This is a genomic window from Microbulbifer regidiadema (SeqCode) (assembly GCF_052466995.1).
This window is the reverse complement of sequence record NZ_CP174297.1, coordinates 1,244,317-1,270,028: the sequence shown is the minus strand read 5'-3', so window position 1 is coordinate 1,270,028 and position 25,712 is coordinate 1,244,317. Positions and strand designations below refer to the sequence as shown.

Sequence of the window (25,712 nt, the reverse complement as noted above, 5' to 3'; positions counted from 1 at the left end):
TTGTGTTACTTCTTGCTCAGGCAACCTTCGACCACGTTATTCGCTAAGGTCTGCGGTGATCACCGAATCAGAAAAGCTCTGGTAAGCGGCTTCAAAAGTCTGCGACATGGCATCTGGGAAGAGGTGGAAATCCCCGTTTCCTAGCGCGGCAACAATTTCCTCAGCCACTGCGCTGGGGGATTCCCCGTCCTCCAGCCCAGCCTGTTTGGCCATATCTGTTTTGATGGGGCCGGGGTGAACACTCAAAACTTGTACGCCTCGCTCCTGAAGGGTTTCTCGAAGTGCTTGGGTAATTGCGTAGCTGGCAGCTTTGGATGCGGAATAGGTGCTAATGTGTGGGAAGGTGCGCAAGGATGCGACCGAATTCATTTGTACCAGGGCGCCTTTGCTCTTTTCCAAATGGGGGGCGAATGCCTTGGCTACACGGACAAGCCCAAAGGTATTCACTTCCAGTTCCTGCTTAAGTGAGTCCTCTACATGGTCGCTAAGCGGGTCTGCGGGCGCAAGTACCCCGGCATTGTTCACCAGAATATCCAATTCCTGAATTGCCTTTGCCGCCGCTCCTACACTTTGGACTTTTGTCACATCGAGTTCCAATGTGATCACTTTGTCGCCATATTTTTCTGTCAGTTCGGACGTTGCCTCTGGGTTGCGCACGGCCAGATAGACTTTTTTTGCGCCACCGTCGAGAAAGCGCTCGACAATTGCCTTGCCAATTCCGCGATTCGCTCCAGTTACAAGAGCGGTTTTTCCTTCGATTGAAATGCTCAATTCCATTCTCCTGTGAAGGGTTGGGTCAATATTGTACCGATCGGTATGGTTTGAGCTAAGTCTTACCGATCGGTACAATATTGTCAAAACAATTTTTGGGAGATTGCCAATGGCGGGACGCAAGCCGGAGTTTGACAAGGCGCATGCGCTGGAATCAGCAACGAAAGTCTTTTGGAAAAAAGGCTATGTGGGCGCCTCAATGGCGGACCTGACCAAGGCTATGGGGATTAATAAGCCAAGTCTGTACTCTTCCTTTGGCAATAAGGAGAAACTGTTTGTTCTTTCGTTGGGGCAATACCTGGATAGATATGCCAAAGACCGTATGCGCTTCCTGACGGAAGAGGGAGTGCCGTTGCGGCAGCGATTGCATGGTTATTTGCTGGCTACCGTTCAAGGGCAGGCCGGGGAGGGGACCCCGAGGGGCTGTTACCTGGCGTTTGGACTATCGGAAACTGCCGGTGACGCTTTGCCTTCTGATGCCATTGACGCTTTAAAAGCTGCTGACGCAGAGGCGGTAAAGCAACTGGTTGACTTGTTTCATTTTGATAAAGAGTCCCAGGCTTTAGGGCTGGATCGGCGTGCCGAGGAGTGCGCTATGTACCTGATTACCTTGTTGCATGGCACGGCATCGGTATTGCGATCTGGGCGAGAACTCAAGGAGGTGGAACCCTCTTTGGAGTTTGCGCTCGATGGATTGGGGTTGGAGTCGTGATGGAAGTAGAAATTTAGACCCCTGAGTATTCAGAGGTCTAAATTGAGCTTTAGAAGCGTCGACGGAACATGGGTAGCGGTTGGTCCACCCCTGCTTGGTAGCTGTCACCAAAATCGCTCATCGAGTCTTTCAGGCTTGCCAAAGGCTGCTCGCCTTCAAACGCGTAGGCGTTAAAGCCGCAGCGCTGTAGATAGGTCAGCTGGTCGCGCATAAATCCGCCTACTGCACGCAGCTCACCGGTAAAGCTGTAGCGCTCGCGCAGCATGCGGCCGGCGGTAAAGCCTCGGCCATCGGCAAACGCGGGGAAGTGCACAGCGATTACTGGCAACTTGGGGGCCTCTTCGGCAATCAGCTCTGCGCCTTCTTCGCTGTCCAGCCACACACCGATTTCGCCACTGCGGGATGCCAGCGCATCGCGATGCGCCTGCCACTGGCGTAGCGGCAGGATAATTTTGCCGGAGGGCAGGGTGCTGAGGTCCAGCTCTTCTCCCGCTTCCAGTTGGGGCAGCAGCTGCCACTCATTGGTCTTTACTTCGCCATCGATAATCAGTTCTGCGGGGTTGCCCGGCTGCGGGCCCAGTTTAGCTGGCTTTGGCATAAACTCTCTCCTTGAAGGGCTGAAGGCCGATGCGATTGTAGGTGTCGATAAAGGGCTCTTCCGTTTGGCGTTGCTCGACATAGAGGTCGAGGATTTTGCCGATTACTTCCGGCACTTCGGCGCGGGAGAAGCTGGGGCCCAATACTTTGGCCAGGCTGGCGTCGTTAGATGCACTGCCACCGAGCTGGATCTGGTAGAACTCTTCGCCTTTTTTGTCGACCCCGAGAATACCGATATGCCCCACATGGTGGTGGCCACAGGCATTCATACAGCCGGAAATATTCAGGTTGAGGTCGCCCAGGTCGTAGAGGTAGTCCATATCGTCGAAGCGGCGCTGGATGGCTTCCGCTACGGGAATAGATTTGGCATTGGCCAGGGAGCAGTAGTCGCCGCCGGGGCAGCAGATCATATCGGTGAGGGTGCCGATATTGGGAGTGGCGAAGCCGTGCTTGCGGGCCTGTTGCCAGAGTTCGAACAGTTTGTCCTGTTCGACGTCGGCGAGCACCACGTTTTGGTCGTGAGTTACACGGGCTTCACCAAAGCTAAAGGTGTCGGCGAGATTGGCGATGGCCTCCAGTTGGGCATCAGTGACATCACCTGGCGGTACACCAGTGGGTTTGGTGGACAGCTTGATCGCGCGATAACCGGGTACCCGATGGGGGTAGGTGTTGCGCTCAAGCCAGCGGGCAAAGGCCTTTTCGCTGTCGGCTTGTTGTTGCAGGGAAGCTTCGCTAGCCGCTCCGTCAAACTCGCGGTATTCCGGGGCGGTGAAGAAGGACTTGGCCCAGTTGAGTGCTTCCTGGGTCAGTTTCTCAGCGCCATCTTTGATGTGCTGCCACTCTTCTTCCACGCGGCGGCCAAACTCTTCCGGGCCGAGAGCTTTCACCAAAATTTTAATGCGCGCCTTGTACTTGTTGTCGCGGCGGCCCAGCTGGTTGTAGACGCGAACAATCGCCTCAAGGTAGGAGAGCAGGTCTTCTTCCGGCAGGAAGTCGCGAATGGTCTCGGCAATGACCGGCGTACGGCCCTGGCCACCGCCCACTAATACCTGAAAACCGATCTCTTCACCGCGCTTAACGATTTGTACGCCGATATCGTGTACGCGAATTGCTGCGCGATCCTGTACCGAGCCACTGACGGCAATTTTGAATTTGCGCGGCAGGAAGGCGAATTCCGGGTGGAAGGTAGACCACTGGCGAATCAGCTCGCAGTAGGGGCGCGGGTCGGCAATCTCGTCGAGGGCGATGCCGGCGTAGGGGTCCGAGGTGGTGTTTCGGATACAGTTGCCGCTGGTCTGTACAGCGTGCATCTCCACTTCCGCCAATTCATCGAGAATGGCGGGTACATCTTCCAGCTGCGGCCAGTTGAACTGGAGGTTCTGGCGCGTAGTGAAGTGGGCGTAACCTTTATCGTAGTCGCGGCTAACGCGCGCGAGACGGCGTAACTGGACGCTGTTGAGCAGGCCGTAGGGAACGGCGATGCGCAACATGGGGGCCAGTCGCTGAATATAGAGGCCATTTTGCAGGCGCAGCGGTAGGAATTGTTCCTCGCTTAACTCGCCGGCAAGGTAACGTTCCGTCTGGCCGCGGAACTGGGCTACGCGATCGTTGATGATGGCGCGGTCCCGGTCGTCGTATCGATACATAACAGCTTGATTCCATTGCCTTTGTGCGCTGATGGTGGAGAAAGGGGCAGGCCCCGGACAATTCTCCGCTGGCGCATAACATACCAGCGCTCTTATGCAATAAATAACAATATTTTCCGCTATATCTCTAACCAACAGTTATAAGAGGGGATAGTGGACCCTCTGCCTGCCAACGGTTGGAGGTTTACTCGGGGCGTTGGGGTCTGGGTTGCTGAGGTGTGCTGCTCAATTTTTGATCGGGCCTCAGTCAGTTGAGTGTAGTGACTTTAGCCGATAGCTCGATATAGCCAAGCAAATTTGGCTAGCTGTGAATTGGTACCATCTTTCCGTTTGCCGACAGTGATATAAATCGCGAATTGTCAGTCACGAATCATCTGCCCGAAAAGACAGGTGAGTGGTTGAGCGCTAAACATAATTACAAGAGGTCAACGGGATGGCTAAAGATATCCTTGCTGCGATGATTGAGTTTGATGACTCGTCAAAGTTCACTGGTGTGAGCAATACTAACTTCAGTGTATTTACAGGAGCAGTAGCTCGCGCTAAGGCGATGATGCAGGACTATCCTGACGATAAATATATCAAGATGCTGGTTGCACCAGAGTATTATTTCTCTGGCTATGCCTCTAAAGCCGTTACCAATCATATCGACTCCCTGAGTAAAGGTTCCAAGAGCGATATTTACTCCAGTCTGCGCACAGTTTCTCGCCAATACCCGAATATTTTGATTGTGGCAGGGACGATTGCTTATACAAAAGGCGGTGGATGCTTATCTTCACCCTCTTACCTGAGCATTGCGCCTATCCTGGCCGGTGGCAATTTTCTGCTGAAGAAATATAAAGTCGGTAACGATCAGTATCAGACCAAGGATAGTTTTGTGTCTAAGGTCAGTGGAAGTACCTTCTCGCACAAGGGCTTAACGTTTGGCATTGATATCTGTTTGGACCACAACAATAAAGTGCTAAAAAAATCACTGGACGGTAAAACTGTCGATGTACATATTCTAATCTCCGATGGTTCAAGCCCGAGTCCGGGCTCCCTGGCAACCAACAAAGATGGTGGTGGGGCCGTGGTATTTTGTAATATGACGAGCACTAACAAGGGTAAGGGGGTTAACGGAATCATGTCAGTCTCACCCAATAAGTGGGGTAACCTGAATGTCAACGTTGACAGTCGCAAACAGGTTGCCAAGACTGGCCAGGCCCTCAGCGGAGGATTCCATATTGCCCTTTACTCCGGGCAAGCCTAAAGAGACGGTTGGGCGGGCGGGTTGTCCCGCCTCACGTCGGTAATTTACAGGCGGCTAGTTGAGCGCTACACCGGCCGCTACAAATCTCTGTTAGTGCGTCGGTGACTTCCCGCTCAAAGTAAGTAGGTTTTGTTTAAGTATTGAGTTCTCGATTTCGTCATTTCAATTTCGCACTCTAATTGGGCTTCATTCCGCTGTCTGCCGCCACTGTGCAGTGTATAAAATGCATCGCAGTTTGCGCTTTTAAATTTAATCCAAGACCGCTGGCTTTTGATAAGGCTGTTTTTTAGCACAGTTTTGTCCACTAAACTGGCGGACAGCCCGCCGGCATCTATTCCTGTTATTATTTGTCGATAGGTATTGTTGAGCGCTTTGTCTGCCACTTCGAATTGAGCTTGTAGTTTGCATAGGCTTTCTGGCAGATCGCAATCTGCTTTGGCTTTTTCAGCGGAGATGCCTCCCGATAGGGCGGCTAAAATTAAGACTAGTGGCTTGTGCATAGGTTACCTGGAAGTAACGGGTTACTTTACTGTGGCGGGGCGAGAGTGCTCTTCCGCTTTTTCATATTTAAAATTGCAGTAGCAGTTGATGTGCAATTGTAAGGGGAACTGTTTCCAGTTACCGCCAAATATCACGAGTATATACGGCACCAAATTTTCCTGGTGATAACGAGTCGTTAATCGTGGCGAATTCAGTATGGTAAGGGTGGCTGCCATCGCTATAGAGGGTTTGGGCTGGACCCAGCTTGCAACCGCCGACTCAATTTGCTCTACTTGAGAGGCCGTTGTCGACGGCCCAACTACTTTAAATAACAATAAAGAATGATCGGAGAGATTCGATGGACGATGAAGTAGCTGTAGTTTCTGAAGATGATAATGTGGTAGATGCTATTGCGGCTGTAGCATTAGTTGCAATTTTCGTAGCCACTTGTGTTTTTTGGGTGGCCACGCGCTAGCCCGCTTCTGGCCCGGAGCTGTGTAGTCCCGGGCACCATGCTCACAACAATGCAAATAGATATAGTTACCGCTATTTGCATTGCTGTTAAGCGCTTTTAGCCCATATTGCCGAGCACGATTTTTACCAGAAGCGCCAAGCCGATCACAAAGATGGCGGTAAAAACAACGCCGGCAATAATGTAAGTCATAATACTGCCGCTCTGAAAATCCCGTTCACGATTTTTATTGCTCTGTACGCCGATCGCGGCGGCCAGGGTGCTGATTACCACCTGGCCCACATTGGGTTTTTTCGCCTTCTTGTTGTTTTCTTCCATGAAATTATTCCTCAAGATTGGGACGTAGCCAGCGCTCCAACTCCTGCTCGCTGACCCCTTTTCGTTCGGCCAGACTCTGCAACTGGTCCCTGCCGATCTTGCCGACATTAAAGTATTTTGCCTGGGGGTGGGCAAAGTACCAGCCGCTCACTGCAGCTGCGGGCATCATCGCAAAATGTTCGGTGAGGCTGACCCCAGCATTGTGCTCCGCTTGTAGCAATTTGAACAGGGTGGCTTTTTCCGAATGATCCGGGCAGGCCGGGTAACCGGGGGCAGGGCGGATGCCCTGGTAGGCCTCCTTGATCAGCTCTTCATTGCTGAGCACCTCGTCTGCCGCATAGCCCCAGTACTCTTTGCGCACCAGGCGGTGTAGTGTCTCGGCAAAGGACTCCGCCATGCGGTCCGCCAGGGCTTTTACCATAATGGCACTATAATCGTCGTGCTGGGCCTCGTAGTGCTCCGCCAGTTCATCTGCACCAATTCCCGTCGTTACCGCAAAGCCGCCCACATAGTCGATTTGCCCCGATTCCAGGGGGGCGACAAAGTCTGCCAGGGAGCGGCACAGGCCATCGCCGCCGCGTTTCTGTACCTGCTGACGCATATGGTGCAGGCGGGCCAGCTCTTCGCTGCGGCTTTCGTCCTTGTACACAATAATATCGTCGCCGACACTATTGGCGGGCCAGAGGCCGAATACGGCGCGGGCGCGCAGCAGTTTCTTATCGATAATCTCTTTCAGCATCCGCTGGGCATTGTTGTACAGATCGGTGGCCGCTTCCCCGACAATTTCGTCCTCTAGGATCGCCGGGAATTTACCCGCCAGATCCCAGGAGATAAAGAAGGGGGTCCAGTCTAAGGTGTCGAGCAATTTCTCCAGGGGGAAATTGTCGATGACGGTGAGGCCCAGTTTGTTGGGGCGTGCGGGCTGGTAGTTGGCCCAGTCAAATTCCGGCGCTGTGTTCTGTGCGTCACCGTAGGTCAGGCGGGTGTCATTGCGCTTGCGGTTGGCGGTGCGGGTACGCACTTTTTCGTATTCGGCCTGAATTTTCTCTATAAAGGCCGGGCGCAGCTCATTGGATATCAGGCTACTGGCGACACCTACCGCGCGGGATGCGTCGGCTACGTATACCACCTGGTTGCGGTTAAATTGGGGGTCAATTTTTACGGCGGTGTGGGCTTTGGAGGTGGTGGCGCCGCCGATCAGCAGGGGGATATCAAATTCCAGGCGCTCCATCTCGGCGGCCACGTGGACCATTTCATCCAGGGATGGGGTGATTAGGCCGGACAGGCCGATAATATCGCAGGCCTTGTCCTTGGCGGTTTGCAGAATGGTTTCTGCGGGCACCATCACGCCGAGGTCGATTACTTCGTAATTGTTACAGGCCAGTACCACGCCCACGATATTTTTGCCGATATCGTGTACGTCACCCTTTACCGTGGCCATCAGGATGCGGCCGTTAGAGCGGCTGTCCTCGGTTTTCTCCGCTTCAATGTATGGCTGCAAGTAGGCGACTGCCTGCTTCATAACCCGGGCGGACTTTACAACCTGGGGCAGGAACATCTTTCCATCCCCAAACAGGTCGCCGACGATATTCATACCGTCCATCAGCGGGCCCTCGATAACGTCTAGAGGGCGGGAGGAGTTGGCGCGGGCCTCTTCGGTATCCTCTTCGATATAGAGGTTGATGCCTTTCACCAGGGAGTGCGCCAGGCGCTCTTTGACCGGCAACTGGCGCCAGCTCAGGTCCTCTTTGCGCGCGCTACCGCCGCCACCGCCCTGGTATTTGGGCGCGATTTCCAGCAGGGCCTCGGTGGCATCGGGGCTTTGGTTGAGGATGACATCCTCAACCTTTTCCCGCAGTTCCTTCGGCAGGTCGTCGTAAACGGCCAGCTGGCCGGCGTTGACGATCCCCATATTGAGGCCGGCTTTGATGGCGTGGAATAGAAATACAGAGTGGATAGCCTCGCGCACCGGGTTGTTGCCGCGGAAGGAGAAGGAGACATTGGATACACCACCGCTGATCTGTGCGCCGGGCAGGTTTGCGCGAATCCAGCGGCAGGCCTCGATAAAGTCCACCGCGTAATTGTTGTGCTCCTCAATGCCGGTGGCGACGGCAAAAATATTCGGGTCGAAAATAATATCGGTGGGATTAAAGCCGACTTCATCGACCAGTACGTTGTAGCTGCGCTGACAGATTTCGATTTTGCGCTCGAGGGTGTCCGCCTGACCATCTTCATCAAAGGCCATCACCACCACCGCCGCACCGTAGCGCAGGCACAGCTTGGCTTTGTCGATAAACTCCTCTTTGCCCTCCTTGAGGCTGATGGAGTTCACAATGGGCTTGCCTTGAATGCACTGCAAGCCGGCTTCGATCACTTCCCACTTGGAGGAGTCCACCATAAATGGCACCTTGGCGATATCCGGCTCGGTCGCGGCAAGGTTGAGGAAGCGGCGCATAGCGGCGAGCGCGTCGAGCATCGCCTCATCCATATTAAAGTCGATGACCTGTGCACCGTCCTCCACCTGGGCGGCAGCCACTTGCAGGGCGGTGTCGTAGTCCTCCTCAAGGATGAGGCGTTTAAAGCGGGCGGAACCGGTGACATTGCAGCGCTCGCCCACGTTGACAAACAGGGAGGACTCCGCAGAGACAAAAGGCTCCAGACCGGATAGGCGCAGCGCGGGTTTAATTTCCGGTAGCTGTCGCGGGGGCATATCGGCCACCGCTTCGGCAATTGCGCGAATATGATCCGGGGTGGTGCCACAGCAGCCGCCGAGGATATTGATAAAACCGCTGCGGGCAAATTCCGCTACGATTGCGGCGGTTTGCTCTGGGGTTTCGTCGTACTCGCCAAATTCGTTAGGCAGTCCCGCGTTGGGGTGGGCCGAGACATAAGAGGCGCAGGTGCCGGACAGGGCCTCTATATAGGGGCGCAATTCGGTGGCGCCCAGGGCGCAGTTCAGGCCGACAGAAATCGGCTTGGCGTGTGCAATGGAGTAGTAAAAGGCCTCGGTAGTTTGACCGGAAAGGGTGCGCCCGGAGGCATCGGTGATGGTGCCGGACATCATTATCGGCAGCTCGAACCCCAACTCCTCAAACAGCTGCTGCATGGCATAGATAGCGGCCTTGGCATTGAGAGTGTCAAAAATCGTTTCAATAAGGATCAGGTCACTGCCACCCTCTATCAGGGCGCGGCCGGCTTCTACATAATTTTCTACCAGCTTATCGAAAGTGACATTGCGCGCACCGGGATCATTGACGTCCGGTGAGATACTGGCAGTGCGGGACGTGGGGCCGATTACCCCGGCCACCCAGCGCGGGCGCTCCGGTGTGGAGAACGCATCTGCGGCGCGGCGCGCGATCTCTGCGGAGGTGCGATTAATCTCTGTGACCAGATGCTCCATATCGTAATCGGACTGGGACAGTTGGGTCGCGTTGAATGTATTGGTTTCAATAATATCGGCGCCGGCTTGCAGGTACTCCCGGTGGATACTCTCAATCAGCTCTGGCTGGGTCAGGCTCAACAGGTCGTTGTTGCCCTTCAAGTCACGGGGAAAGTCGGCGAAGCGTCCGCCTCTATAATCGCCCTCTCCCAGCTTCTCCCTTTGGATCATGGTCCCCATAGCGCCGTCTAAAATCAGGATGCGCTGTGTGAGCGCGGCATTAATTTGCTCGAGACGTTGGTCGCGGGACTGCTGGGACATTTACCAATCCTTATGTTGTCTATTCGGTTGCCTGTGGTGAAACTGGCGTCAATCGTACCATAGTCACACCTTGCCACTGGCCGCTACTTATGGCTTTTTGACTATTCCGCCACAATAACAGCGTAGTTTTAATTAAAGCTGAGCAATCTATGGGTACTTTACGGCTTATTCTAACGATAAAATTCTAGACGACCGGTCTAGTTGGGTGTAAGGTGCGGTTTATGAAAAGCAGCTATGAAGATACTCGCCAACACCTTCTGGATACGGGCTACACCGTGATGGCCGTAAAGGGTTTTTCCGGTGTCGGCTTGAGTGAAATCCTCAAGACCGCCGGTGTGCCGAAGGGGTCCTTTTATCACTACTTTAAGTCCAAGGAGCAGTTTGGCGTGGCTCTGCTGGAGGATTATTTTCGCGGCTATCTTGAGCAGATGGATGCTGCCTTTTCCTCCCGGGAGCAGTCGGCAGCCGACAATCTATTGGCTTACTTTGAGGCTTGGCAGAAAAGTAGTGGCGAGCGCTGCGATACGCACCGCTGTCTAGCGGTTAAGCTGGGTGCAGAGGTGGCGGATTTGTCTGAGTCGATGCGCCTTATCCTTCGGGATGGAACGGAGCAGATTATTCAGAAGCTTCAGGGCTGTATTGAATTGGCGGGAGAGGACGGTTCTCTGCCCGTCTCATTAAATACCCGTGCAAAAGCGGCGGCCCTGTACCAATTGTGGCTCGGCGCTAGCCTGCTGGAGAAGCTAAACCGCAACGATATGCCGATGGCAGAGGCGATGAAGGCGACCCGGGAGATGCTGGGAAAAGACTGAAATTTTAACTGAGCCCGCAGAGGGAATACCGCTGCGGTTTTTTTTGTAATGTTGGATTAGACGACCGGTCTAATTTAACGGTGCTGAAATCCATTTGATAGAGCTATGGAGACTGAAAAATGCAATCGAGCGATATAAACCGACGCCTGGTATTGGCATCGCGCCCAGAAGGCGCGCCGACGATAGAGAACTTCCGCCTGGAGCAGGCCCCTGTGGTCAAGCCGGAGGCTGGGGAGGTGTTGCTGCGCACGATCTACCTATCCCTCGACCCCTATATGAGGGGGCGAATGAATGATGCCAAGTCTTACGCCGAGCCGGTAGCGCTGGGGGACACAATGGTGGGGGGGACTGTGAGCCGCGTTGTCGAATCGCAACTGGACGGTTTCGAGGAGGGCGACTGGGTCCTGGGCTATAGCGGCTGGCAGGATTACGCCCTCTCTGATGGCACCGGGCTGATAAACCTGGGCAAGAGCCCCGAGTACCCCTCCTTCTCCCTGGGGGTGTTGGGTATGCCGGGAATTACAGCTTATTTTGGTTTGCTGGAAATTGGTGAGCCCAAAGAGGGGGAGACCCTGGTAGTGGCGGCGGCGACCGGCCCGGTGGGGGCGACGGTTGGACAAATTGGCAAGTTGCAGGGGTGCCGGGTAGTCGGTGTGGCTGGCGGTGAGGAAAAATGTCGCTATGCCGTGGAGAAATTGGGCTTCGATGTGTGCCTGGACCACCGCGCTGAAGATTTTGCCGAGCAGCTCGCTGCAGCCTGTCCCGATGGTATCGATATCTACTTTGAAAGTGTCGGTGGCAAGGTGTTCAACTCTGTGCAGCCACTGCTCAATGACTTCGCGCGGATTCCCGTGTGCGGGCTGATTTCACAATACAATGCAACCTCTCTGCCGGAGGGGCCCGATCGCACCAGTATGCTGATGGGGGATATATTGGTTAAGCGCTTAAAAATCCAGGGCTTTATTATTTTTGATTACTACGAGCGCTTCTATGAAGCAGTGCGTACATTAAATCAGTGGGTTGCTGAGGGCAGCATCAAATATCTTGAAGATAGGGTTGAGGGGCTGGAAGAAGCACCTGAAGCCTTTATCGGCCTGCTGGAAGGAAAGAACTTCGGCAAGTTGGTTGTGCGTGTCGGAAACGATGATTAAAGCAAAGTTGTCCGAGCTTGTGCGGAGAGAAATATGAAAATTTTGATGGTGCTAACTTCCCACGATGCGCTGGGTAATACGGGTGAGAAAACCGGTTTTTGGCTGGAGGAGTTCGCGGCACCTTATTACATTTTTAAGGATGCGGGGGCTGAAGTGACTTTGGCTTCACCCAAAGGCGGGCAGCCACCACTGGACCCTAAAAGTGATGAACCCGATTTCCAAACGGATGATACCCGTCGCTTCCAGGCCGATGCGGATGCTCAACAGATTTTGGCCAATACCCACGAGTTGGCCGATATGAGCGAGGCCGATTTTGATGCAGTCTTCTACCCAGGTGGACATGGCCCTCTGTGGGATCTGGCCGAGGACGCAGCCTCAATTGCCCTGATTGAACGTTTCTTTGCCGCAGACAAGCCGATCGGTGCTGTATGTCATGCCCCGGGTGTTTTCCGCCATACCCGCCGTCAAGACGGTGCCTTCCTGGTGTCGGGGAAAGGCGTGACGGGCTTCACTAACTCGGAGGAGGCCGCAGTTGGGTTGGTGGATGTAGTGCCGTTTTTGCTTGAGGATATGCTTGAGGAGCGCGGTGCAAACTACTCCAAGGGTGATGATTGGACACCCTATGTGGTGGTCGATGGCAAGCTGGTGACCGGCCAAAACCCGGCATCTTCGGCGGAAACGGCCCAGACTCTGCTGGGGTTTATCCCCGCCTGAGTCAGTGATGGAGCCGGTCGCTCAAAAGGCTTCTAAGCGACCGGTTTCCCTTGAGTCTTTCTGAGAGTAGAATACCCGACAAAGAAGCTTGGTTATTTGAGAGCCCATATGTCTGATTTGAATGTCACTATTACCGAACCCGCTCAGGAGTACCTGAAAGAGCTACTGGCCAAACAGGACTGTGAGGGTATTGCCATTCGCATGTTTGTTTCCAGTCCCGGTACGCCCAATGCCGAGACTTGCATCGCCTACTGCCGCCCGGGAGAAGAGGAAGAGGGTGATGTGATGTTGGAAATGAATGGTCTCAAAGCCTACTTTGAGGGGCGCAGTGTCCCCTACCTGGACGATGCCCGGGTCGACTACTCCTCGGACAAGATGGGTGGGCAGCTCACGATCCGTGCGCCCAACTCCCGTATGCCCAAGATTAACGACGACAGCCCCATCCAGGACCGGATCAACTACGTTTTATACAACGAAGTAAACCCTGGTCTGGCCGCTCACGGTGGACAGGTAAGTTTGGTGGAGGTGACTGAGGATATGTTTGCTGTGCTGAAGTTTGGCGGTGGTTGCCAGGGTTGCGGCATGGTGGATATGACTCTGAAAGAGGGTGTGGAAAAAACCCTCAAAGAGAAAATTCCCGAGCTCGCAGGAGTGAAGGATATTACGGATCACACCGATAAATCCCAGGCTTACTATTGAGTTCCTGCAACTGTCTTGAGTCGGCCAAGTGGCTCAAAAGAAAAAGGCGAACCTAGTGTTCGCCTTTTTTATTGCCGTGGCCCTCTTAGGTTAGATCCCGCGAAAGCCTCCCCACGAATTCCTCTCTTCCTGTATATATTTGAAATATTCCTCAATAGTAATTTGAAGTTTTGAGGTAAGGAAAAACGCCGGTGCAGCAATCGAGCGACAAGCTTGACTCTTTGATTCTGCCTGCGCCAATCCCAGGGAAGAAAATCTATGTTTGACCAAGTGGTGTTTGCCGGTGGCGGCGTGCGCTGTACCTGGCAGATCGGGTTTTGGGAGTCGGTTGCAAAGGAAATCGATCTGGCACCGAGAGTTGTCAGTGCGGTATCTGCGGGAGCTTTGGTGGCCAGCCTGGTGTTGATGGGCAGATCTCTGGATGGGGTTGATCACTTTATTTCAGCATTTAAAGCCAATGGCAAAAATGTCTATTGGGAGAATATGTTCCGCAAGGACCCTGTATTCCCACACTATACAATTTACCGCCGGGCATTAAGTGAGTTGTTTTCCGGCGGTTTTGATCAGCTGCGCGAGGCGGCGGATTTGCGTATCGGCGTCAGCACCTCACCCAGGTGGTTGCCCGGCCCGATCGCATTAATGGTCGGTGCTGCGATCGATTACTCTGATACCTATATTTTCCCCAATCTTCATCCGAGCACGGCGGTTAAGCTGGGTTTCCGCCAATCTTTTCACAAAGTGCGCCACTGCTCCGAACCGTCGCAGCTAGAAAACTTGGTGATAACCTCGTCTTGCACCCCGCCACTGACGCCGCGCTTGAAGCTGGGCGGGGCGGAGGTACTGGATGGCGGTGTCGTGGATAGTGTCCCTATCGGGGGCTTAGATGCTACTGAGGGGCGGGTACTTATTTTGCTGACTCGGCGTTTTCCACAACTGCCGGATCGTTTTACCGTACAAAAATTTAACCAGGAGTGGACATACGTTCAGCCCTCGGGACATGTCCCCCTGAATGTGTGGGATTTTGCCAGCCCGGAAGAGGTGAAAGAGGCTTTCAGAATGGGAATTGCCGATGGTCGCCAATTCCTGGCGGCCCTCAGTGGCGAGGGGAGGCTTATTGCCGAGCGCCTTTAATTAGATTGGTTTTGTAGGCTCGGGCCAGTTCGGTGAGGCCGCTGTTCTTTAATAGGCCGCAGCGCTACCGCAGAATTAGTCGGGGGTCCCACTGAAGGCTTGGGGCAATATTTTTTTGCTTTGTTATTTTTAAGGGAGGAGCCTAATCAGGTGATGTTTCCAGTGGGGGGAGTGAGCCCACATGTTTAATCAAATGGTGTTTGGTGGTGGAGGGAGCCGCTGTACTTGGCAGATTGGTTTTTTGCTGTCATTAAGTCGCGATCTGCCCGTTCGCCCCAAAGTGGTATGCGCCGCCTCCGGGGGCAGTATGGTGGCGGCGCTTATGTTGACGGATCGCTGCCGGGAGGGAATTAACTACTTTCATTCTGTCTGTAAAAAAAATGAAAGGAATGTTTATTGGAATAATTCTTTCCGCAAAGAGCCGGTCTTTCCGCAGTTTGATATTTATCGCAAAGGGGTTCACGAGCTGTTTCACGATAGTCTTGAGTCTCTGCGTCAATCGGCAGATCTCAGGATTGCAGTGACCTATCCCCCCGAATGGCTGCCTGTGCCCTTGGCGTTGACACTGGGATTGGCGATTTTCTACTCCAACAAGCATATCTTTCGTGACCTGCACCCAAATACCGCGCTGAACCTGGGGTTCCGCCAGTTGTTTCACCCGGTGAGTAACTGCAAGGACGGCAGTGAGCTTGAACAGCTTATTTTAAGTTCCTGCTGCGCACCGCCTATCTCTCCCCGATTATCCCTTTATGGCGCAGAGGTGCTGGATGGTGCTCTGGTGGGCAATGCACCGGTAGCTGGGTTGGATGCCATCAAGGGGCGGGTGTTGATTCTAGATACGGGGCGCTTTCCACATCTACCAAATAGCTTTAGCGTCCACAAAAAGGAGCAGGTTTGGACCTATGTGCAGCCATCCCGCCCCCTGCCTATAGGGATGTGGAATTTTTCCAACCCCTGCGCATTAAGGCGCACCCTGAAAATTGGCTTGGCCGATGGCCGCGCCTTTGTCGATGTACTCCTGTCGGGCAAAGAGCGCTTAGTGCAAATCTAGGGCGGTCCCTAAAAGGCATAGCGATTGTGTTGCAGTTGGGGCTGTGCGCGCCGAGCTGAGTCTTAACATCTGTAGCCTTCAAGCCCGACAGAGGTATTGTGGAGTCATTTAGAGCCCCAGGTGGGCTGTGGCTCGATAGTAGCGGTTGCACAATATTTACAATTCCATTAGCTTATGCAATTAGTTGCATATGGAGCTTGACAGGAGTCTGTGATCCCGCGCGCCAAAACTGATTGGTCACGGTTTGGGGCTGCGATTTTAGAGATGGACTTGGCTGGGGCTCTGAAGGCCGTAAAGCACAGGGGAAACTCTGGTGTTTTACCCAAAAAGTGGTTACAGGGAAGTAAAGTTATGTTTGACCAAGTTGTATTCGCTGGGGGTGGCGGGCGGTGTACCTGGCAGATTGGTTTTTGGGAATCGATCGCCGAGAGTATCGACCTCTCTCCCAAAGTCGTTACCGCAGTCTCTGCCGGGGGCTTGATGTCGAGCCTGGTATTGATGGGTAAGACGGAGGAGGCGCGAGAGTATTTTTGGTCTGCATTTGCCGCCAATCAAAAAAATGCATACTGGAGTAACCTGTTTGCGAAGGAGCCCGTATTCCCCCAGTACGGTATCTATCGCCATGCGATGCTAGAGCTGTTTCGCGATGGCCTGGAAACCCTTCGGCAGGGCGCCGAGTTGCGTATTGCAGTTGTCCACCCGCCCAAAGGGCTCGCCGGCGGTTTAGCGTTTGGGGTGGGCGCTATGGCCTACTACGCAGATAAGCACTTTTTGCGCAATCTCCACCCCAAGATAGCCCAGCGCCTGGGCTTTAAGCAGCAGTTTTATCGAGCGCGGGATTGCGCGAGTGTTGAGGAGTTGGTGGATTTGATTTTGTGCTCCTCTTGCACACCGCCGTTTACCCCGAGACTCCAGTTGCACGATCGCCCAGCCCTTGATGGAGGAGTAGTCGACAATATCCCTGTAGCGGGCCTGGATAGGGGCGAGGGCAGGGTGCTGGTACTGCTGACACGGCGCTATGACGGGTATCCAGATCGGTTTACACAGCGCAAAGGCGATCAGGTCTGGACTTATGTTCAGCCCTCCAAGCCACCATTTATCAGCGTTTGGGATTACACCAACCCTGAATTGGCACAGCAAACTTACGAGCTGGGCTGTGCTGACGGGCAGGAATTTTTACGAAAACAAGTGAACGAAGGGAAAGTTTCCAATGAACAACTCCAATAAAAAAATAGCGGAATCCATTGCTCTGTGGCATGAAATGGTCGCAGCGCAGGATCTGAGTCGTCTGCCAACAATCGTTGCGGAGGATGCGGTTTTCCGTTCACCGGCATTCTTTAAGCCCTACCACAGCTCCGCCGCTGTATGTCTGATTCTCAATACGGTTATGCAGGTGTTTGAGAGCTTTGAGTACGACCGTAAGTTTACCACTGAGTCGGGGTATGATCTGGCTCTGGAGTTCACCGCCAGTATCGGCGATAAAAGCCTGAAGGGGCTGGATATTATTCGCTTTGATGACGAGGGCAAGATCATTGAGTTTGAAGTGATGATCCGCCCCCTAAATGCCCTGCAAAAGTTGGCTGAGGAGATGTCTGGGCGCCTTTCCCAGTACGTGACTCAGTATAAGGATGTTCAGCAGGCTTGATGCCTGCTGAGTTGACAGTATAGAGACCGAGTGATTACTCGCTGGAATCGAAGTGCTCAAATACTTCGATTCCATCCATATAGGCCCCATCGAACCCTGCTTCAACAATCCTATATATGTAAGAATCATTGTTGCCGTAAATAATATCTTGCCAGCCCTGCTGCCAGTAATTCACGTAATAATTTCCCGATTCTCCGGGAACCTCTTCCAGTAGCCAGTCGGGTGGGCTGCTATACCAGTAGGAGTTCCAATAGTCCCGGCTGTCTTGTGCTTCGCCGATGTTGATGTAGGCTAAAACCAGGCGGCGTCCACCATTTTCTTTTTGTTTGAGCTGCTCAATTTGCTCTTCGGTATAGGGTTCGTCGTTAAAGAAGAAATCGATAATCAGTATGTCGTAGTCGGTTTCACTTAGAGTATCGACGAATTCCTCGGGTGTTGAAGAGAGGCGCGGATCTGTGATGTGGATAAAATTGCTGGCCTCATCGAGACTGTCGATATCCCGTGAGTTTACATTGAATGGCTCATCGGGGTGGCTCGGTATATCGTCCAGGGTTTCTGTATTTGCGGCAAAAGAAATATATTCAGCATCCTCATTATCCTGATAGGAGTCATTAATATCTTGTTGGATATTGGCGAAATCAGTAATCAGGATTGTATGGCCCTCATCTTTGGCCAAGTCTAGGTAAGTTTGCAGGCGCTGTGTTTCAGAGGTGCTAACCGGTTCGTTAACGATATTGTTTTCACCAAAGAATAGGGCCTCCTGGGCAAAGCCATCGGTGGCGTCCAGGTAGGCCTCATTGATCGAGCCGGTCGTGGCCGTTGTTGTGGTAATCAACTCAACCCCATTCTGGGGGACAATGATAAATTGCTGGTTGATATCCTTCGCGTAGGCGCTGATATCCTCTACGAAGTAACGCATTTCCCGATCATAATCGAGGGGTGACTGATTCAAATCCTCGGGAAGATCATCGAGGTTACAGCCCGATATCAATAGTGGGCTGAGAGATAATAAAAGTGTGCGGCGCAAAATACATCTCCATTGCTATAAGTGAGAACGCATTCGTTCTCAGAGCTTCACTGTGGGGCAAGCAGGTTCAGGTTTGCCTTATTGGTACGGGTTCCTATCCCGTGTGACAAACTGCGAGTTATTGCTAAATAATAACTGAACCGCTGCCCAGATAAACCACTTTGCCACCACTGGGGCAGCAAAATTTAAAAGACTAACGTCCCATATCCATTCTTTTTTTGGTCTTGGTGGTGGCAATAGCTGTTAGGGGGTCGTCGGGCCAGTAGTGTTTCTGATATTTAATCCGCAACTCCTTCTTAACCTCCTGGTAAGTATTGGCCCAAAAATTTGCAAGATCACGGGTAATTTGTACTGGCCGCCGCGCTGGTGATAGCAAATGGACCATCAGTGGATAGCGCTTGTTTAAGATGGTGGGGGTTTGCGTTAGACCAAACAGCTCTTGCAGTCGCACAGCCAGAATCGGCGGGGTTTCTTTATAGTCGATACTTATGCGGGAGCCGCTGGGAACCAGATAGTGGCTGGGGGCAAATTCGTCAAGTTTTTGCACTAAGTTCCATTCCAGTTGGCCGCGCAAGATATTTGCCAGGTCGAGTTGTGCGAGCTGCTCAAGTTTATTGAAGCCCTGTAAATGGGGGAGCAACCAATCTTCCATGGTATCGAGAAGCGCAGTATCACTCCAATCTGGTACTAGGGTGCCTGCGAGTAAGTCCTCAGACTCCGGGCTTTGGCGTAAAAATTCGATGCGAAAGCGCAATTGATCGGCTTCTGGAGTCCAGGGTAGGGAGGTCAGGCCTTTCTGGCGAATAGCGTTGAGCAGCGCGCGACTTAAAGCCTCAGCCGGAACCTGTTTGGCCGGTTGTTGGTGTAACACCAGTGCTCCCAGCATCGTTTGCTGAAGGGCTTCGGCGCGCCCAGAGGCTTGATCCCAGCGCACAGAGATATCTTCCTTTATTTGGGGAGCAAAGACTGCCTTTAAGGCGGACAGGGAAATTTCTGCGGCCAGTTGGATACGGGCATCGCGGCCCTGGCCATCGAGGTCAGCAATTACCAGGTATTCACTTAGGGCGAGAGCGTCGTCGTGGGAGAAGTGGGCGCCGCTCCCACTGGAGAGGAGATATCGGCGAGCACTGTCCCTGCGCGACTTGGCAATTCGATCTGGATAGGCGAGCCCGAGCAGGACGCCTATTTCATCTGAGCGATCGATAATCTGCTGAGGTTTCTCCATTCCCGCTGTAAATTCCTTCAGCTGAGCCAACCAGGTTTTGGACTGTTGGCGCACCCGGTGAATGGTGCCGCGATCCGCCTTTGGGTTATGGCCCTGAGACTTCAGGCTATGCATACGCTTGCTGATATCCCGGTCCCAGCGCGCCTCTCCCCGAAAGATATCCCTTTCCGACAGCAAGGCGGCGAGCAGGCAAGCCTGTTCCTGCAACCCCCAAGCAACACTGGCAACCAGCATATGAGCCAGGCGGGGGTGGGCACCCAATGTGAGCATGTTGGTGCCGTGAGGGGTGATTCGGAGTTTCTTATCGAGAGCGCCCAGCTGCTGTAATAGCTGTTGCGCCTGGGCCATCGGACCGGCGGGTGGGGTATCGAGCCAGTTGAGTTCACTGACATCGGTCACCCCCCACTTTGCCAGCTCCAGGGCCAGTGGGGCCAGGTCACTGCGTTTGATTTCCGGGGTATTTTTGGCACTCAATGAGCGCTGGCGGCCCTCGCTCCAGAGCCGCAGGCAATAGCCGGCACTTAAGCGCCCGGCCCGGCCGGTACGCTGGGTGGCAGAAGCTTGTGAAATATGGCTTGTCACCAATCGGTTCATCGCGCAGTTGGGGTTGAAGCGCGCTTCACGCATAAGTCCGGAATCGATAACAATCCGGATGCCTTCAATGGTCAAGCTGGTTTCTGCCACATTGGTGGCCAATACAATTTTGCGCTGCCCCTTTGCCGCAGGTGCTATGGCTTGATCTTGTTGCTCGCGGCTCAAATCTCCAAACAGTGGGGCGATAATAATATCGCGGTAATTATCATCCCCGCTGAATCGCTCATGCAGAAAGGCTTCTACCTGTTTAATCTCCGCAACCCCAGGAAGGAATGCCAGGATGCTGCCATCCTCCCGGTGCAAAGACTGTACAATTTTTCTCGCCATTAATGACGGCATTTGGCGCAGATCCTCAGGCTCTTCCCGCCGCTCCAGGTACTCGATATCTACTGGGAAGCTCCGTCCCTCGCTGGTGATGATGGGAGCGTTATTGAGCAGGGAGGAAACTGTATCGGTATCCAGAGTGGCCGACATAACCAGTAACTTGAGGTCTTCTCGCAGGTACTCCTGGGATTCCAGGCAAAGTGCGAGGGAGAGGTCAGCCTGTAAGCTGCGCTCGTGGAACTCATCAAATATCACCAGGGCGTATGAGGCCAGCTCTGGGTCTGCTTGTAGCAGGCGTGTAAGAACGCCCTCGGTCACTACCAGGATTCGGGTTTTTTGGCTGGACTGGCGCTCACCTCGGACCTGAAACCCAACGGTATTGCCAACTTTCTCGCCCAGTTGGGCCGCCATTCGTGCTGCTGCGGTTCGCGCAGCTAAGCGGCGCGGTTCCAGCATAATAATCTTCTTTCCGTTCAACCATGGCTCATCCAGTAGGGCCAGTGGCACAGCGGTTGTTTTACCGGCACCGGGTGGCGCCTGGAGTACGACATTGCTATGCCCACTTAGGGTCTGGAGCAGCTTGGGAAGGGTACTTTGAATAGGTAACTCAGACATGGGCGCGATTATAGTGATTTCGCAAGGTGTGGGGTACCAGTATTGGGACCTTATTCAAAGGTTAAGCCTAGGGCCAAAAGTTAAAGCGCGGCCCTTTCAAACTCTGTGGTCTTGACGGTTGTAGGGCGCAACGGAATAGGGCCTGAGCTGAACTATATTCCCATGTGTTTTAGTCACTACTGTACGGGAGGGGGGTATGGCGATAAATATTCGTCGCGTAGTAACGGGCTGTGATTCTCAGGGTAAACCGGTGGTGCTTATGGATGACCGGGGTTTGCATACCAGTAGTTGGCGCCCACATATGATCCAGCAGCAGTTATGGACCACCCGGGATTTACCTGTGGATTTATGTGAAGATGGCGAGGACCGGGGAGGGTGCAATATTGCTGGAACTACTATTCCAGGAGGGTCAGTTTTTAAGGTGGTAGAGTTTGGGCCGGGAGTGACTCCACGATCCCACCAAACCGATAGTATCGATTATGCGGTGGTAATGTCTGGAAAGATTGAAATGGAGATGGGCGATGAGGTTGTTGTGCAATTGTCAGCGGGTGATACGCTGGTTCAGCGGGGCACGGTTCACAATTGGGTCAATAGCGGTGAGGAGCCCTGCGTGATTGCTTTTGTATTGATTAGCTCTACGGGAAGTGCGGCATTTGGCTAGTGTTCTTCATGATTAGTTATTTTCGAGGCTTTCTCTATTTCTGGGTGTTATTGAATCGAATGCGCCGAGGAGGCTTAAATTTTCGACTGATTTGACTGGCTGCATACAAATTGCAAAATCTCAATTGAAGTAGGTTTGAGCTAATAGAAAACCCCAGAAGGTGCCTGCTGCATGCTTGACTGGGACATCATAGGTATTTGCGAGAGAAGAGGTCGGCATGAAGCCATTTTATTTATCGTTCGTTGTTCCAGATCCAGGGAAGGCAAGAGCGTTTTACGTAAACCTGTTTGGCTGTGCAGTAGGTCGAGATACAGGAAGGTGTATTGATGCGATATTTTATGGGCATCAAATCACTATACATCAAGAAAGAGATTTCAGGCACTGTAGTGGGTGGCAATAAATAGCAAAAAGGTGGCTGCTAGCTAGGGATTTTCTAAGAGGTTAGCCTTTAGCCCTGCTTCTGATAACTTGTAGTGGTTCAGGCTTGATCTGACAGTTGCCAATTTTTCAGAAGATGCGCTGTCAGGTCAGGTTTAGTTTTCAAGCTTTCCCTTCCAGTCGGAGTTGAAGGCGGGAAATAAACTTAATCGATTAGCCGAGATAAAGAAGGATCTACGGCACATATTTCTTCAGCCACCCTGGACCCAGGTACAACCAATTCAAAATCAGAAAATTCAAACCCCGGCCCCACTGAACACCCCGCTAGAACGTAATTTCCTAAAGGCTCCGCAGCCTGCCAAACACCAGCCTGTACCACATGGCAAAACACCTTACTCTTCTCTGATATCTCAATACGCTCTAAAAGGCCAAGTTCTTCATCCCAAATCGTTAGATATAGACCGTCCCCTTGATATAGGTTCCAAACCTCATCCGCTTCTACCCGGTGAAATCGTGACACTTCACCTTTTTGCAAGGAGAAATAAATATGTGTTATGGCGCTTCGTTTTTGCCCATCCTCTCTGGTCACAATCGCACTCGATTTAAATACCTCAAGAAATTTCCCGCCTTCAGGATGAGCAATTAGGTTGTCAGGTTTCATAGATAGGCCTCGACTATAAAGGTATCAATAAAATATTGTGCTTTATATTGCTTGTAGTAGTCCCTGTCTTACTCGTCATCTATGTTGGAAATCCTGTCGACTACACTGCCTATGGGCTTTTTCATCGCAGTCACAACTGCTGTCAACTCCTCACTATATAACACAGACTCTTAGGGGGGCTTAAGTTTCCTCAGCTAGAGGTTGGATTTAAAAATATCAGTCGGCTGTATAAAATATAGCTTGCGAAACTTTGCCGCTCCTGGGGGCGAGGGCTGAACAAAATGCTAATAGTTGTTTAAGGCGCTTATTTTAGATGACTGGAAACTGGCAAGATACCCCAAGCCCGAATTGATGGTGCAGTATTTAGAATCAACCCTGGGCTTAAGGTAGTATTAAATGACCTGAGTCTGCTTGAATTTCTGGTGGGTAGATATGTACCACTTATGTTGGTAGGCTAGGGTTTACCTATTATTTATTTCTGGGAAGCCTAAAGGTTGGACTTCCCAGGCGAAGGGGTCGCTATTCCGCGCTTAAGTTTTATCACCAATTTCAGAAAATTTGACGTTTGTGATAATGCCGTCAGTGTTGTAGTTGAGGATTAGAATTTTTTGGTAGGATGTTGGCTGGAATATAGCCTTGCTAGTCTGGCTATACATATAAACTTTGGCCTTTTCTGCTTTGTTACTAATCAGTGGATATTGATATTCTCCGGAAGGTTTGCCTAGCAATTTCTGCGCTTCCTGAATGGTGGTTTGGCCTTCTTTGATTAGTGGTACTTTTGATTCATCAAAGTCAGTAGAATCTTCGGCAAGAGAACTGACAAAATCTTGCCCGATAAGCTTTTCGTTAAAAAAGTAGAACCCTTGGTTACGAGTGCCGTTAATATTTTCTTTAACTGTTTTTTTTCCTATAGTGGGGTATACGTAGGCAATTGTTACAATTTGTTGATTGTTTTTTATAAACATCCCTTTTTCATAGGGTTTGCCAAGTTTCTCTTTAATCGTTTTCTCGGTGTCGATACCCAATACGACTTCATTTTCTTCTGGGGGCTTTGGGCCAATCCCACTACACCCGGATAATACCAATAGGGAAAAAATAACTGTTATTAGTCCTTTCACTACTACCTCCTCATTATGTCCTTCAGATCTTCCATGACCTGAATATGTGGCGCGCATCCTACAATCGGCACCTTGTAATTACCAGTACTTGATTGGGCTAATTGATATCTCGGAATTACAGTAGGCTGGCGGACTTTATAGGCGACAGGCTTGGTAAGGCTTGCCGAGAGCGCAGAGTCAACCAGGGGCACCTGAATGGTATCGTGTCTGCTTGGAAATACTACAGACCATTGAATGACATCGATACAGGGGCCTAGTTCCTATCTATTTGTAAAGTATTTCAGATAAGGCCCATTCGTGCGTATCTCACCGGGCTTGTCATGAATTAACAATTTCCTTGCAAGAGGAGGGGACTGAGGCGAGTAGGGAAGGGGGCGACATCAGATAGCTCGGCTCTGCTTGATAGATGTCGCTAATGGCTTCTGTCACTGCTGCTTTCATTGGGACTAAAAGCATAGAGGGGTCAGGGGGTGTCTGATAGTTGCGCTACCCGGTTGCTACTACACACATTAAGCCGCCGAAAGCTACAGTTTCTTCCACGCCTGGGCGCGCTCTGGTTTGAATCGTACCGCACTTAGATTTCTTGCATAACTCGCACGCGATCTGCAAATGCCCGCTGTGAGATGGAAATATCTGGGGCAAAAAGTTCCCAGGAGTGAATGACACCGGGACGAACATGGAGTTCCGTACTGACACCAGCATCGGTGAGTAAGCGGGCATATTGCATATCTTCATCGCGGAAAATATCCAGTTCGCCAACATCGATAAATGCCGGAGGGAGATCTTGGGCATCCTGTAGGCGTGCCGGCGCTGCGTGGGGGCTGACACTGGGACTTCCTACCTGATTACCCAGGTAAGCTGTCCATCCAGTAAGGTTGTCTTCGTAGGTCCAGGTGATAAATGGCAACAATTGGGGATCGGGAGTGACTGTCCTGTCATCTAACATGGGGTATAGCAATAGCTGCCGCGCGAGAGATGGCCCCTTCTTATCCCGGGCCATAATGGTTAGGGCAGCAGCTAGTCCACCTCCAGCACTATCCCCCATTACACCAATTCGTGTGGGGTCAATGGAGAGCTCCTGAGCATTCTGAAACAGCCATACAAGTCCACGATAGCAGTCGTCGATCGGTGTGGGGTAGGGGAATTCAGGGGCCTTTCGATAGTTTACCGATAGGAGTGGGACTCCGCTGGCGGCGACATACTGTGCAAGTACCAGGTCGTAGCGGGAGATATCGTGGCAAATTAGACCGCCCCCGTGAATATAGAGGATAGCGGAGCCCGGATTACTATCCGCTTTTCGGTACCAGCGCAGCTGCACCTCTTCATGGTCTGCACCGCGAGTGGCAAAATTCTGGAAGATAACATCTGCGGGAAAGGTATGCCCCTGAAAGAGTGCCTGGGTAAGCACCGCGCCATTTTTGCGACGGGTGTCTATGTCGCCAATAGGGGCCTCTGCCAAGCTATCTAGTAAGTTGGCATATTTGCCAAGGGCGGTAGAAAATTCCGAGTCTAGGTAAAAGCCCATAGTTAGGTTCCTTTATCAGAGTTCCTTCCTGTAAGAGTCCACGCCTAAATGTGGACCCTTATCCGGTAAATGTCAGCACTCACAGTAGGATTCGATGACACCACTTGCAGCTTACAAGTCCTGATTGGTCTGTCGGTAGTTCATGACTCCTCTATTTTTTTTGTACGATTCAGTCGTGTTATCATTCTGGCAGTACGGTAGGATGGGTTTTCCCCCTTTTTTTTCTAAAAATCGTTGACTAGGCCCAGAAAGAAAAGGCCCTTGATCTTGGCGTGAAACTTCAAACAGGCTATTAATGGTGGATCATTGATTAGAGGCGTAAATATTTACGTTGTCCAGTATTTGTAGGCAGTTTATGGAGCTCTATGGCGGAGGGCGGCTAACGGTATGAGGCGGTAGCTAGCCAACGTCTGGCAAGCGCGGGTGAAGATAGGGGCTG

Annotated in this window: 22 protein-coding genes; 11 read left to right on the top strand and 11 right to left on the bottom strand. The window is 52.2% G+C overall.

The window, feature by feature from the left end:
* Window positions 1–36: 36 nt before the first annotated feature.
* A complete protein-coding gene (locus tag ACJJIK_RS05270; RefSeq protein ID WP_444944434.1) occupies window positions 37–777 on the bottom strand; it encodes an SDR family oxidoreductase in 741 nt (246 codons plus the stop codon).
* Window positions 778–880: 103 nt separating this feature from the next.
* Here ACJJIK_RS05270 and ACJJIK_RS05265 point away from each other — a divergent pair, with 103 nt between their 5' ends.
* A complete protein-coding gene (locus ACJJIK_RS05265; RefSeq protein WP_444930833.1) occupies window positions 881–1,483 on the top strand; it encodes a TetR/AcrR family transcriptional regulator in 603 nt (200 codons plus the stop codon).
* Window positions 1,484–1,532: 49 nt separating this feature from the next.
* Here ACJJIK_RS05265 and ACJJIK_RS05260 read toward each other — a convergent pair whose 3' ends face one another.
* Window positions 1,533–2,081: a DUF934 domain-containing protein gene (locus tag ACJJIK_RS05260; RefSeq protein WP_444930834.1), complete on the bottom strand. Its 549-nt coding sequence runs from the start codon at window positions 2,079–2,081 to the stop codon at window positions 1,533–1,535.
* Entirely contained in the window at window positions 2,065–3,726 is a 1,662-nt protein-coding gene (locus ACJJIK_RS05255; RefSeq protein ID WP_444930835.1) for a nitrite/sulfite reductase, read from the bottom strand. Before ACJJIK_RS05255 ends, ACJJIK_RS05260 begins: the two co-directional genes overlap by 17 nt.
* Before the next feature lie 433 nt (window positions 3,727–4,159).
* Here ACJJIK_RS05255 and ACJJIK_RS05250 point away from each other — a divergent pair, with 433 nt between their 5' ends.
* Complete coding sequence (locus ACJJIK_RS05250; protein WP_444930836.1) at window positions 4,160–4,972, top strand: hypothetical protein; 813 nt, start codon at window positions 4,160–4,162, stop codon at window positions 4,970–4,972.
* Between the two features lie 113 nt (window positions 4,973–5,085).
* Here the strand turns inward: ACJJIK_RS05250 and ACJJIK_RS05245 are convergent, their stop codons facing one another.
* The 3 genes from ACJJIK_RS05245 to metH all read right to left on the bottom strand — a co-directional run bounded on the left by ACJJIK_RS05245 (window position 5,086) and on the right by metH (window position 9,942).
* Complete coding sequence (locus tag ACJJIK_RS05245; protein ID WP_444930837.1) at window positions 5,086–5,472, bottom strand: lysozyme inhibitor LprI family protein; 387 nt, start codon at window positions 5,470–5,472, stop codon at window positions 5,086–5,088.
* A gap of 551 nt (window positions 5,473–6,023) precedes the next feature.
* Window positions 6,024–6,242, bottom strand: a complete 219-nt coding sequence (locus ACJJIK_RS05240) for a DUF2970 domain-containing protein (RefSeq protein ID WP_444930838.1) — start codon at window positions 6,240–6,242, stop codon at window positions 6,024–6,026.
* Window positions 6,243–6,246: 4 nt separating this feature from the next.
* Window positions 6,247–9,942 (bottom strand): methionine synthase, encoded by a 3,696-nt coding sequence (gene metH / locus ACJJIK_RS05235; protein WP_444944433.1) that lies wholly within the window; start codon window positions 9,940–9,942, stop codon window positions 6,247–6,249.
* Window positions 9,943–10,163: 221 nt separating this feature from the next.
* Here metH and ACJJIK_RS05230 point away from each other — a divergent pair, with 221 nt between their 5' ends.
* The 8 genes from ACJJIK_RS05230 (at window position 10,164) to ACJJIK_RS05195 (ending at window position 17,145) form a co-directional block, all read left to right on the top strand.
* Window positions 10,164–10,754, top strand: coding sequence for a TetR/AcrR family transcriptional regulator (locus tag ACJJIK_RS05230; RefSeq protein ID WP_444944432.1), 591 nt, complete (start codon window positions 10,164–10,166; stop codon window positions 10,752–10,754).
* Between the two features lie 119 nt (window positions 10,755–10,873).
* On the top strand, window positions 10,874–11,905 hold the full coding sequence (locus tag ACJJIK_RS05225) for an NADP-dependent oxidoreductase (RefSeq protein ID WP_444944431.1): 1,032 nt from the start codon (window positions 10,874–10,876) through the stop codon (window positions 11,903–11,905).
* A 33-nt stretch (window positions 11,906–11,938) separates the two neighbouring features.
* Window positions 11,939–12,619: a type 1 glutamine amidotransferase domain-containing protein gene (locus ACJJIK_RS05220; RefSeq protein WP_444944430.1), complete on the top strand. Its 681-nt coding sequence runs from the start codon at window positions 11,939–11,941 to the stop codon at window positions 12,617–12,619.
* Between the two features lie 108 nt (window positions 12,620–12,727).
* Window positions 12,728–13,318: a Fe-S biogenesis protein NfuA gene (nfuA, locus tag ACJJIK_RS05215; protein ID WP_444930843.1), complete on the top strand. Its 591-nt coding sequence runs from the start codon at window positions 12,728–12,730 to the stop codon at window positions 13,316–13,318.
* 258 nt (window positions 13,319–13,576) lie between these two features.
* Complete coding sequence (locus ACJJIK_RS05210) at window positions 13,577–14,449, top strand: patatin-like phospholipase family protein (RefSeq protein WP_444930844.1); 873 nt, start codon at window positions 13,577–13,579, stop codon at window positions 14,447–14,449.
* Window positions 14,450–14,630: 181 nt separating this feature from the next.
* Window positions 14,631–15,500, top strand: coding sequence for a patatin-like phospholipase family protein (locus tag ACJJIK_RS05205; protein WP_444944429.1), 870 nt, complete (start codon window positions 14,631–14,633; stop codon window positions 15,498–15,500).
* A gap of 351 nt (window positions 15,501–15,851) precedes the next feature.
* Window positions 15,852–16,727 carry a patatin-like phospholipase family protein gene (locus ACJJIK_RS05200; RefSeq protein WP_444930846.1) on the top strand — a complete coding sequence of 292 codons (876 nt, stop codon included), beginning with the start codon at window positions 15,852–15,854 and terminating at the stop codon, window positions 16,725–16,727.
* The gene (locus ACJJIK_RS05195; RefSeq protein ID WP_444930847.1) at window positions 16,711–17,145 is read left to right on the top strand and encodes a nuclear transport factor 2 family protein; all 435 of its coding nucleotides are present in this window, start codon (window positions 16,711–16,713) and stop codon (window positions 17,143–17,145) included. Before ACJJIK_RS05200 ends, ACJJIK_RS05195 begins: the two co-directional genes overlap by 17 nt.
* Window positions 17,146–17,179: 34 nt before the next feature.
* Here ACJJIK_RS05195 and ACJJIK_RS05190 read toward each other — a convergent pair whose 3' ends face one another.
* Entirely contained in the window at window positions 17,180–18,172 is a 993-nt protein-coding gene (locus ACJJIK_RS05190) for an endo alpha-1,4 polygalactosaminidase (protein ID WP_444930848.1), read from the bottom strand.
* 193 nt (window positions 18,173–18,365) lie between these two features.
* On the bottom strand, window positions 18,366–20,930 hold the full coding sequence (gene hrpB / locus ACJJIK_RS05185) for an ATP-dependent helicase HrpB (RefSeq protein WP_444930849.1): 2,565 nt from the start codon (window positions 20,928–20,930) through the stop codon (window positions 18,366–18,368).
* A 196-nt stretch (window positions 20,931–21,126) separates the two neighbouring features.
* Here hrpB and ACJJIK_RS05180 point away from each other — a divergent pair, with 196 nt between their 5' ends.
* The gene (locus ACJJIK_RS05180) at window positions 21,127–21,591 is read left to right on the top strand and encodes a cupin domain-containing protein (RefSeq protein WP_444930850.1); all 465 of its coding nucleotides are present in this window, start codon (window positions 21,127–21,129) and stop codon (window positions 21,589–21,591) included.
* Window positions 21,592–22,174: 583 nt separating this feature from the next.
* Here ACJJIK_RS05180 and ACJJIK_RS05175 read toward each other — a convergent pair.
* From ACJJIK_RS05175 to ACJJIK_RS05165, 3 genes are all read right to left on the bottom strand, one after another.
* Window positions 22,175–22,630 carry a cupin domain-containing protein gene (locus ACJJIK_RS05175; protein WP_444930851.1) on the bottom strand — a complete coding sequence of 152 codons (456 nt, stop codon included), beginning with the start codon at window positions 22,628–22,630 and terminating at the stop codon, window positions 22,175–22,177.
* Between the two features lie 530 nt (window positions 22,631–23,160).
* Window positions 23,161–23,748, bottom strand: a complete 588-nt coding sequence (locus ACJJIK_RS05170; protein ID WP_444930852.1) for a hypothetical protein — start codon at window positions 23,746–23,748, stop codon at window positions 23,161–23,163.
* A gap of 574 nt (window positions 23,749–24,322) precedes the next feature.
* Window positions 24,323–25,273, bottom strand: coding sequence for an alpha/beta hydrolase (locus ACJJIK_RS05165; RefSeq protein ID WP_444944428.1), 951 nt, complete (start codon window positions 25,271–25,273; stop codon window positions 24,323–24,325).
* Between the last annotated feature and the right edge of the window lie 439 nt (window positions 25,274–25,712).